Consider the following 11,211-nt stretch of genomic DNA (forward strand, 5'->3'; position numbering starts at 1 on the left):
GTGTTTTAATTGAAAAACTTTTTCATTTATTATTATATTTGCTTTCATGGTCCTGCTAGATGTTAAACAATTGAATGTCTGTTTTAACTCACATCAACATAGGGTTCAAGCAGTAAAGGATCTCAACTTTAGCGTCCACCAAAATAGAATTCTTGGTATCGTTGGCGAATCTGGTAGTGGCAAGACCATCACTGCAATGAGCATCTTGCGACTTTTACCGACCAACGCTTTGCTGGAGGGTTCAATTCTGTGGTCAGAAAATGAGCAAACGAGCAATTTATGTGAATTGGAAGAAGACAGACTAAGAGCAATTCGCGGTGCAAAAATTTCTATGATTTTTCAAGAGCCGATGTCTTCCTTAAATCCGGTATTAACTTGCGGCTATCAGGTGGGTGAAGGTATCCAAGCGCACCGACTTTACCCAAAATCTGAGATAAAGGACCGAGTCTTATATTGGCTTGAAAAAGTAGGCCTTCCGGATCCCTCGAGAGTTTATAATTCCTATCCTCATCAATTGTCAGGAGGACAATTGCAAAGAGTACTCATTGCTATTGCTCTTAGTTGCAATCCAAAACTGATTATTGCTGACGAGCCTACGACAGCACTGGATGTTGGGATTCAAAAGCACATCATCGAAATGCTTCTCAGGCTTAAACAAGATTTGGGTTTGAGTATGTTGTTCATCTCTCATGACCTTGGAGTAATACGGGAAATATGTGACGATGTCCTGGTCATGAAAAATGGCAGAAAAATAGAACAAGGCCCTGTAAATGAAATTTTTAAAAATCCGCAACAACAATATACCAAAGGATTACTCTATTGCAGACCACCATTGCAAAAAAAACTCAGAAGACTTCCCACAATGGATGAATTCGAAAGAGGTACAGGAATTAATCATTTTGATGATACCCAATGCATTCTTCCTTCCGAGTTAGACAGAAAGTTAGTGTCGATGCACAGTACTGCACCTTTGATTTCTGTAAAAGATTTAAATGTTTATTATCCTAAGAAAAAATCCTGGTGGCAAAAATCAAAAAAGGATATACCGACAGTCAAAAATTTTAATCTTGACATTTTTCCAGGGGAAGTGATTGGTTTGGTGGGTGAATCCGGCAGTGGCAAATCCACAACAGGAAAAGCGATTTTACAGTTATTGGAACATTGTACCGGCAGCGTCGCTTATCTTGGGAAAAATTTGTCTCAAACTGACAAAGAGCACATGCGTACTTTGCGGAAGGACCTGCAAATTATTTTTCAGGATCCATACTCTTCCTTGAATCCCCGTTTGACTGTGGGAGACGCTATCGTCGAGCCCATGACGGTCCATGGCATTGGAAAAAATAAAAATGAACGAATAAATCTTGCAAAAGAATTGTTGGCGGAGGTAGGTTTGCTTCCTGAACATTTTGACAAATATCCGCATCAATTCAGCGGTGGGCAGCGTCAAAGAATTTGTATAGCAAGAGTACTGGGTTTGAAACCTCGATTCATTATTTGTGATGAATCTGTTTCCGCTTTGGATGTTTCTGTGCAGGCTCAGGTGTTAAATTTGCTCCAGGATTTAAAAGAAAAATTCAAACTGAGTTATTTATTTATTTCTCATGATCTTTCTGTGATTCATTTTATATCTGATCGGATCCTTGTGATGAAGGATGGCGAAGTAGTGGAGGAAGGAAAGTCCTATGAAATCATTAAACAGGCAAAAACGGATTATACACGCAATCTGCTAGCATCGATTCCCGGAAGTAATTACATGCAAGAACTCATTCAATAACCCGATAACGATTCGATCTGATCTCGACAATTTTCACAAAAGAGTTTTCAAAATAATCTGCATTCCAAGGGTCTTTGTTCTGATCTGAAGATTTAAATACAGGTGAAACATTGAACTCAGTCTCTAGGTAATTCCCCATACTTCCCAATGAGTACCAATGAAAAGGATACAAATTGGTTTTTAAAGATCTCACAACATATTTCATGAGGTCATAACCTTCTAGTGCTTCTTCGGTAGGAAATTCACGATATGTATTGAAGTATCTTTTCTTAAAAGCACGGATATTCGATTCATCATTGTCAAAATAATTGCTGATGCTCAACCTGATTTTGAGTGTATTGACATAATCTAAAATATCACTTTTCAATTCAATCCACTTGTACATTCCATAAACAATTACATCATTATTTCCCTTCTCCGAGCTGACGCGTCTCAAGAAATGGTAGATATAATTTTCGTCTTTGATCGAAGCAAAAGGCAAAATAAATACAGTGGGCCCGTCTTCCTTTAAAAATGGTGTGAGAATTGGATTTTGGGAATTCGCAAGATCGTCCTCTTTAATTGTTTGCTCACTGATATTTGCAGAAAACTGAGTACTGTCATTGAAGAATTTAATCTTTGAGTCTTCAGGAGATTTCGATATCAATATAATATTCGAGGCAGGGTAATACTTTCTTGCATGATCATTGATAGCTTTATAATGTGCATACAATCCCGCTTTTGCTTGTACGTAAAAAGGATTTTGTTCTGCAATCGTTGAGCTACTTACCCAAGGACTGATCAAAATTGATTCGTGCTCTTTAGCCCAAGTGGCACTTGATTTTACGGCCTCTGACTTATATGGGCCAATGATCACGTGAGGCGGTCTTTTTTCGTATTGTTCCAGAACAAACTTACTTATATCATTGCTTTGAATATCGTGAACTGTAAGTAAAAGTTTTTTGTCCAACTCATTTTCAAATTCCTGAACTGCCATTTTCATTCCACAGTAATATTGGACAAATCTTTCACTTCCGGAAGGCAATCTCGTTGAGAGGGTATCCATTTCATTTGCTCTGAATGGGAGCAAAGCCACTACCCTATATACCGAATCTTCTTTGGGCAGCATCAGCTTACCTGTACTTTTTTTAGGAACTCCGGGAGTTGTAGGTGTCGTTTTTTTTTCAGTCTCTTTAGGCTTCACCACGACCTTGTCTTTCTCCTCAGTTTTAGGTGCATCTTTTACCTTTGAGGGATTTTCTTCTTTCCAAACTACAGTGTCAATTTTTGGAACTTCATTCGGCTTGCTTGTTTTTTGGGGTGGAGTATGATCAGCAGACTTAGACTTAGTTGCTTTCTTAGATGGAAAACAAGCTGTACCAATAACGAATATACATAACCATAGAATGGAAATATTATTCCCACTCGATGGTTGCCGGAGGTTTGGAACTGATGTCATACACTACTCTATTGATTCCTTTTACCTGATTGATGATAGAATTTGAAATATCAGCCAATATATCATGTGGGATATCGCTCCACTGTGCAGTCATTCCATCTACTGAATCAACAGCCCGAAGCGCAAGCACATGCTCATAGGTTCTTTCGTCTCCCATGACACCTACTGACTGTATGGGCAGCAAGATAGCACCTGCTTGCCAAATTTTGTCATATAACTTATACTCTCTCAGTTTTGATATGTAAATATCATCTGCTTCCTGCAGAAGATGTACAGAGGAAGAAGTCACCTCGCCGATAATGCGTATTGCCAGTCCCGGGCCCGGAAATGGGTGTCTGCCCAACATTCCTGCAGGCAAGCCAAGATTCGCCCCAACCTTGCGAACTTCATCTTTGAACAAAAGCTTCAGGGGTTCAATGATTTTCAATTTTAGTTTTTCTGGCAAGCCACCCACATTGTGATGTGACTTTATAGATGCAGAAGGACCGTAAACGGATACTGACTCAATAACATCCGGATAAATAGTACCCTGACACAACCATCGCGCAGAAGGATTATGGGCTGCACAATTTTCAAACACATCGATGAAAGCTTTCCCGATTACCTTGCGTTTAGCTTCAGGATCGGTCAAACCCTGCAAAGCAGTATAAAAAATGTCCTTTGCATCTACACCCTCGACATTTAAGCCAAGTTCTTTGTATTGATCTAAGACTGATTGATATTCATTTTTTCTCAAAAGACCATTGTCTATAAAAAAAGCGTGAAGCTTTGAACCGATGGCTTGTGACATCAACAATGCAGCAACAGAAGAATCCACCCCTCCACTGATTGCCATGATGACTTCATCATCTTGAATTTGTTCCTTGATCAGATCAATACTGTTTTCAACAAAAGAATTTGGTGTCCAATCTTGATTGGCTTGGCAAATATCCACAACAAAATTTCGAATGAGTGCTGAACCTGCAACAGTATGATACACTTCAGGATGAAACTGTACTGCATAAACCGGAAAAGTATAGCCCCTAGACTTAAATGCTGCTATAGGAATAGAATCAGTATGAGCAATTGCATTGAAATCCGGTCCAAGACCTGTAATACTGTCACTATGGGACATCCACACCACAGTTGAATCTGAGATATCTCTCCAGATGTCATCAGAACCCTTGTGATGAACATTGGCTTTGCCAAATTCCCTTTTTGACGAAGACTCCACAATCCCACCGGTTTTTGCAGCGATCAACTGTGCTCCGTAGCAGATGCCCAGGATGGGAATCTTATTGAGGAATTTATCCAAATTGACCTCAGGATGGGTTTCTTGCCTGACTGAAGCAGGGCTACCAGATAAAATGATCCCGGAGCTGGTGTCCAGGTCAATGTTATCAGCCTTGTGAAAAGGTAAAATTTCACAGTACACATTGTGTTCTCTGACACGTCTTGCGATCAACTGTGTCACTTGAGAACCAAAGTCAAGGATATAAATCTTTTTTGACATGGGTAAGTCTATTCATCGATAAGCCCCCGCCCTTCCTTGGCTACGAGGCCTTTTTCTTGAAGATCTTTCAGGAGTTTATCCAACACCCCATTCACGAAATCTCTAGATTTTTCAGTACTGTATATTTTCGACAATTCAACGTACTCGTTGAGGGTTACTTTACAAGGTATAGTTTTAAAATTGCGCAACTCAATCACGCCCATTTTGATCAGGATCATATCTATGAGGGCGACTCTCTCTGAATCCCAATTTTCAAGAATCGGCTCTATGTCCTTGTCCAGGTTATCGCTTTCTTCGTATGTTTTTTTGAGTAAAAATTCTCCAAAGTCATAAACAGTTTCTCTATCCGGTTTATGCTCATCAAAAAATCGTTCATCTGACGGAAGCGTTTTCAAGGTTTTTTTCAGAGCTCCTATCACTAAGGATTTATCATCAGACCAACTTGCAAAGTGATCATCCATCACTTCATTGAACAACTCATTTTTCCTACAACAACGATAGAGTTCCAACAACATTTCTATGTGCTCATCCTTCGTTATGTCCGATTTGAGAATATACGCGTTGTATGAAGGTTCTTTCAATAACTCCTTGTAAACTTTCCTGAAAACGTCTTCATCAACGGCATTTTTGAATCCGGTATCCTTGAATTCTTTTTGGATAAAAGTATTTTTTTCAACACTTTGAATCAAGTCATTAGAATACAATTTGTCCGTAAAAACCTTATCTTCATCGGTTTTGATATGCTTATTCTGTCTCACTCTAGCATCTTCAACAGCTATGGAACAGATTCGAACCAGACAATAAAGATTTAAAAGATAAAGCTGATAAGCCGACTGAATAGTATTGTGAAATGCCCGTATAGCCGCATCAAAAGTAAGTTCTTTATCTTGCGCCAAACTATACAATTGCTGCATCACTTTGACGCGAACATTTCTCCTACTCAGCATACCTTTCTACTTGGCTTTTTGTGACTGCAAATTAACATACATTTCCTCAGCATACAGAATTTAATATATGAAATATTTAAAATATTTACATTTTTAACAAATCGTATTTATGTCCCATCTCTTCAGCTTCTGGCAATCTTTTAAAATGCCATTTTCCTTTGATGACGCCATCTTTGAGAAGCAGCAAACCCGGATTTGACCTCATGATAGTCTTTAAAACAATGTCATCACATGTATAAAATCCATAGGGCACTGCTAGAAATTCTCTCAACTTGCCTATCCCCTGCTCTCCCATTCCTCCCACAATAAACATCACTCCTACTGAACGTCCCGCAAAAGAATCTACGACAGGGAAAATTTCCTTCTTTAAAGCATCAATATAGTTTGGGTCCCAATCATAAACTGTCGCCACTTCTTCTCTGGATTTGGTGCCAACGGAATTCTTGACCACCTTGTACTCAAGCTTCTTGCTGTCGGCCCAGATGGTATCATAGACAAAAACTGAATCGACTACCTGCCTGGTTTCTTTATGGGTCTTGTATTTCGCTTTAGGGCTGATAATCAAGAAAGTATTCTTTTTCTCGTGCAAAAGTGAATCTGTCTTATCCTCTCCATTGAGATCAGCAATGTCAAAATAGCTGATTTTAGTCTCCGGAATGCTTGGTTCAGATTTGATTTGATCCAACACCTGCCACTGAACTTTAGGATACTGAGCGAAATTTTTCATGTATTCATCCTCAGTCAAAACGACGACCTTGCCGTCAGCTTTATTTTTTAATTTGAAAGAAACCTTAACTTCAGAAGCAGCTTTCTTTTCGATTTCTTTTTGCTCCCTAATGTTCACACCTATTTTGAAAGGTCTAAAGTCCAAAACCGGTTCGTCCCATATATAATTGCTAAAGCTGAACAAAGTAAGAGCTACTGCAGAGAATCCGGTCAAAACGGTCCTGAATACCGGAGAAAACAATTGATGGAGTTTTCTCCATCTAAACAGCATCCATAAACCCGGTAACATTAAAAACACGTCTTTAAAAAATGAGGTCTTAGGATGCAGCTTCAAGAAATCTCCAAAGCAACCACAGTCTGTCACCTTCATATTCTTGGAATCATAATCTGCCCATTTGCCAAATTCAAAAAAATTGACACCATCCGGAACATATCCTGTCAAATAAGTAAATCCTGTCAATGCAAGGAAAAATAACAAAATCAAAAAGAATAACCAGACCACCAATTTGCGATATGCACCCACCAAAAGCATGATCCCCAGCACTATTTCCAGGACTATTACAAACACAGAAAAGCCAACACTTGCATGTTCAAGCATAGGAAACAAGCCAGCAACAGGCTTTAAAAAGGAACCTTCAGCTACAGCCTGAAACTGTTGGAAATATTGCTCCATCTTGTACGCAGTTCCCAATGGATCAACAACCTTCACAAATCCGGAAAAAATAAATAATGCTCCGCAATAATTTTGAATAAAACTATCCGGCACTGAAATTTTTCCCTGCTTCCAAAAATACACCAATACAGTCAGTACCGCTGCAGCAATGGCGACATAAATCATAAGACTAATGATCGTCATAAATAATAATTTTGATAATTTATAAAAAGCCCAACTGCTTGTTGATTCCGTCGTCAATACGATACTTCATCACCAAAAGGGATAAAACGCCCGTCGTGAGTGATTTCAGAAAAACGGATTTCACTAAAGTTGGTAAGATTTTGTCTTTCAATTACAAAAATCGTTCAGAATAATTTGAAACAGGTTAAGATTTTTCTAAATTTGAACAATGAGATGTTAATGATTGAGTACTATATGTCCTCAGACTACATAATTTTATTGATTTGTTGAAGGATTTTGAATTGATTTCCTTTTATTAATTGCAGTTAAATGGATCAGGCCGGAATGAGTACTTATCTGACTTTAGGCAATGCGAGTTATGGTGAATACCATGAAAAAGGGAGTAAGTTCCTGGCCTACGCTTTTCCTGTAGAAACGGCACCACAAGTCAGGCACCATTTATTGGATCTGCAGAAAGAACACTCCAAAGCGAGGCATGTCTGTTATGCATACAGATTAGGCACGGGGCGTCTTGAATTCAGAACAGTTGACGACGGAGAACCTTCTGGTACGGCTGGCAAGCCCATTTTGCAACAGATTGACAAACACCAAGTCACCGACGTCGTCATATTTGTCGTCAGGTATTTTGGAGGAGTATTGCTAGGCGCTCCGGGACTCACGAGGGCTTACAAACAAGCGGCCGAACAAGCAATCGTTCAAGGGCAAATCGTAAGTCGGGACATAATTGAACAGTGGGTTATTGAATGTAATTTTGTACAAAGTCAACAGATCCTTGGTCTTCTGAAACCCGAACCTGGAGTTCAAATTGTCAATACGGTACTTGGTGAGCCCTCAGTGATTTCAGTTAATTTACCTTTGGTGAGCAAAGAGGAAATATTTATGAAAATTAAAATGAAGTTAGAAAACCGAAAAAGAAAAGATATAGCAGAATTGTTTCCCATCGAAGGGATTTCACTTTCAAAAAACTCCATTTGAAAAAAGGCTTACTCACAGGAGGAATAGGCAGTGGCAAAAGCACTGTAGGGTCCATATTCAATGTGCTTAACATACCTGTTTACAATTCAGATCAGGAAGCCAAAAAGCTGATGACGCAAAATGACCTCGTCAAGAATAAAATCATACAATCTTTTGGGGATCAAAGCTACGTGGATGGTGACTTGAATACCGGTTTTCTTGCAAAATCAGTCTTTGGCAATTTGGACCAATTGCAGATTCTAAATAATATCGTCCACCCTGCTGTTTTCGAACATTTTTTACAATGGGCAGAAAATTTTCAAGCACCTTATGTTTTGCAAGAGAGTGCATTGATTAGCAATATTGGACATTATTATACTCCTGATTTTATCATATATGTTTTTGCTCCTGAATCCATCAGAATTCAAAGGACTGTGCAACGAGACAAACGGCGTGAGAGAGAAATCAAGCTGAGGATCAAGGCACAAGCATCTGATGATTTTTTCAGAAAAATAGCCAATTATATAGTTTATAATGATGGCAATCATTCCATACTTCCTCAGGTATATGAGATTCACCAAAAAATAATCAAGACCTCTGTTAAGGTTTCTATATGAGATAGTACTGCGTTCTTAATCCTCAAAAAACGCTAATTTTGTCAATTAATATAAGGGAAATGAGCATTATTGATACAAGCAGAGAGGTAGAGCATTTTATCGAACTGGAAGAAAAGTTTGGCGCACATAACTATCATCCCTTACCTGTTGTACTCAGCAATGGAAAGGGAGTTTATGTTTGGGATATCCACGGTAAAAAATATCTAGATTTTCTGTCAGCATATTCTGCTGTAAATCAGGGTCATTGTCACCCGCGAATATTGAAAGCAATGATTCAACAGGCTTCCAGACTTACTTTAAGTTCCAGAGCATATCACAATGATCAATTGGGTGAATATGAACAATACATCACCAATTTATTCGGATATGACAAAGTCTTGCCTATGAATACAGGAGTTGAAGCTGTGGAAACTGCTTTGAAACTCTGTAGAAGGTGGGCTTATGAAGTCAAAGGTGTTGAGGCAAATCAAGCAATCATATTGGTTGCTACCGGCAACTTTCATGGACGTACAATTGCCGCCATTTCAGCATCTTCTGACCCAAGCAGTTATAAAGGATTTGGACCATATGTGCCCGGTTTGTTAAAAGTGGAGTATAACAATATTGAAGTGCTGAGAGAAGCTTTACAAGACAAAAATGTATGCGGATTTCTGCTCGAACCAATACAAGGAGAAGCCGGGGTAATAGTACCTGATGATAAATATCTCAAGGAAGCTAGTGAACTCTGCAAATCAAAAAATGTCTTGTTCATTGCTGATGAAATTCAGACCGGCTTGTGTCGAACCGGAATGAGATTGGCTTGCGACCATCTCCAAATTAAACCGGACATTTTATTGTTGGGCAAGGCACTATCAGGAGGATTCATACCTATCTCAGCAGTATTGGCCAATGATGAGATTATGCTCACCATCAAGGCAGGAGAACACGGCTCTACATTTGGAGGAAATCCTTTAGCCTGTGCTGTAGCCATTGAATCCCTACGGGTATTGGAAGAAGAAAATTTGGCCGATAATGCTGCAAACATGGGTACCTTGTTCAGGTCTTTGCTGAAAGAAGAATTGAGTTCGATTTCTTTGGTTCGCGATATCCGTGGGAAAGGATTGCTAAACGCAATAGAAATTAACACTGAGCAAGATTCAAATGTAGCGTGGGAACTTTGCACCGGATTTATGGAAAGAGGCTTGTTAGCAAAGCCAACACACGGCAATATTATCAGACTTGCTCCTCCTCTGGTCATTACAAAATCTGAAATAATTGACAGCATAGAAGTGATAAAAGACACCATCGTCTCTTATTAATTTCTAAAAAATTATTGTCTAACATATTTAGGAATAATCATATCTTTATCACAAGGTTTATTCAATTATTAATTTCTTGTTTGCAAATTCCGCCTATGAAAAAAAAATTACTTTTCATTTTATTAATTGTTTTCAATAATGAAATTTTATCTGCACAGCATATTCAATTTAGATTTTGCGGTGCCACAACTACTGTTTCTCCTACAAATGATCCATCGACCGGAGCAGATCAAAGGAAAAAAGGTGCTATCCGATTGGATTATATATCCCTCGGATTACCAGGCCAGTCAGAGTGTTGTCCTTTCCATGCTATAGGCTATTCAAGCTCAACTAAACCCTGGACTTTTGCAAACGCTACATTTGCTGACGGTTGTTCTTCAAATAATAGAAATGGAGATTGCACTCCGTGTACGACTTGTAAAGATCCCTATTATGGAAATAATATCGTCGTAGGTAACATGTGGGGACAAATTTATGGTAACGCCAAAGTTGAAGGACTCAATAGCGATCTGTGGATAGAGAGCACCGGACAGTTCAATCAGGTATGTTTCGAGACTTCAAAAATTGATGTTTCGCCATATAGAGGAAAAAAATTGGAGGTGAGAACAGTATTTCAAGGATATGCAGATTCCCAATTTAGCATAAAGAATGTCAATTTCACTTACAGATACAATTCTGATCCTTATCCGGCAACTCCTTATTTCTGGAACAAAAACAGCAATATCATTGGAATCTATACAGAAACCAATTCCGTACCGGTTGTTCCAACTACAGCAGTTGAAGATTTGTCCGATCAATTGGAATTCGACGTACAACCTAATCCAGTGATAGATTTGTTGATTTTAGAGTTGAAAATACTTGAATCTTTTTCCGGAAGCATTAAAATATGGGATATTCAGGGAAAACAGGTTTATTCAGAGAATATGCAATTTTCAGAAGGTTCTTTGAGCAAATCAATTCCCGTGCAAGATTTGAATGCTGGCGTATATCAAGTGACAATCAGCGATCATCTGGGACGTATTTCTTACCGAAAGTTTTTTAAATAAAATTTTTACCATTTTATAGATCATTGTTTACACCGCAAGTGATACACCATTCATTTGCGGTTT

9 protein-coding genes are annotated in these 11,211 nt (G+C 38.7%); 5 read left to right on the top strand and 4 right to left on the bottom strand.

What is annotated here, in order from left to right:
- The first annotated feature begins 46 nt into the window (after positions 1–46).
- On the top strand, positions 47–1,774 hold the full coding sequence (locus IPI99_12310) for an ABC transporter ATP-binding protein (GenBank protein MBK7341297.1): 1,728 nt from the start codon (positions 47–49) through the stop codon (positions 1,772–1,774).
- Here the strand turns inward: IPI99_12310 and IPI99_12315 are convergent.
- The 4 genes from IPI99_12315 to IPI99_12330 form a co-directional block, all read right to left on the bottom strand.
- Entirely contained in the window at positions 1,764–3,212 is a 1,449-nt protein-coding gene (locus IPI99_12315) for an amino acid ABC transporter substrate-binding protein (GenBank protein MBK7341298.1), read from the bottom strand. The two genes, IPI99_12310 and IPI99_12315, sit on opposite strands and share 11 nt — an antisense overlap.
- Positions 3,169–4,704, bottom strand: coding sequence for a glutamine-hydrolyzing GMP synthase (guaA, locus tag IPI99_12320; protein ID MBK7341299.1), 1,536 nt, complete (start codon positions 4,702–4,704; stop codon positions 3,169–3,171). Before guaA ends, IPI99_12315 begins: the two co-directional genes overlap by 44 nt.
- Positions 4,705–4,712: 8 nt before the next feature.
- Positions 4,713–5,651 (bottom strand): transcription antitermination factor NusB, encoded by a 939-nt coding sequence (gene nusB, locus IPI99_12325; GenBank protein ID MBK7341300.1) that lies wholly within the window; start codon positions 5,649–5,651, stop codon positions 4,713–4,715.
- 85 nt (positions 5,652–5,736) lie between these two features.
- Complete coding sequence (locus IPI99_12330; GenBank protein ID MBK7341301.1) at positions 5,737–7,233, bottom strand: hypothetical protein; 1,497 nt, start codon at positions 7,231–7,233, stop codon at positions 5,737–5,739.
- A gap of 324 nt (positions 7,234–7,557) precedes the next feature.
- Between IPI99_12330 and IPI99_12335 the strand changes: the two genes are divergently transcribed.
- The 4 genes from IPI99_12335 to IPI99_12350 all read left to right on the top strand — a co-directional run bounded on the left by IPI99_12335 (position 7,558) and on the right by IPI99_12350 (position 11,148).
- Positions 7,558–8,208, top strand: a complete 651-nt coding sequence (locus IPI99_12335; protein ID MBK7341302.1) for a YigZ family protein — start codon at positions 7,558–7,560, stop codon at positions 8,206–8,208.
- Positions 8,205–8,804, top strand: a complete 600-nt coding sequence (gene coaE / locus IPI99_12340; GenBank protein MBK7341303.1) for a dephospho-CoA kinase — start codon at positions 8,205–8,207, stop codon at positions 8,802–8,804. Before IPI99_12335 ends, coaE begins: the two co-directional genes overlap by 4 nt.
- 59 nt (positions 8,805–8,863) lie before the next feature.
- Positions 8,864–10,102: an ornithine--oxo-acid transaminase gene (gene rocD, locus IPI99_12345; protein MBK7341304.1), complete on the top strand. Its 1,239-nt coding sequence runs from the start codon at positions 8,864–8,866 to the stop codon at positions 10,100–10,102.
- A gap of 95 nt (positions 10,103–10,197) precedes the next feature.
- Positions 10,198–11,148, top strand: coding sequence for a T9SS type A sorting domain-containing protein (locus IPI99_12350; GenBank protein ID MBK7341305.1), 951 nt, complete (start codon positions 10,198–10,200; stop codon positions 11,146–11,148).
- The last annotated feature ends 63 nt before the right edge of the window (positions 11,149–11,211 follow it).

Source organism: Saprospiraceae bacterium (assembly GCA_016710235.1).
Lineage (GTDB): Bacteria > Bacteroidota > Bacteroidia > Chitinophagales > Saprospiraceae > Vicinibacter.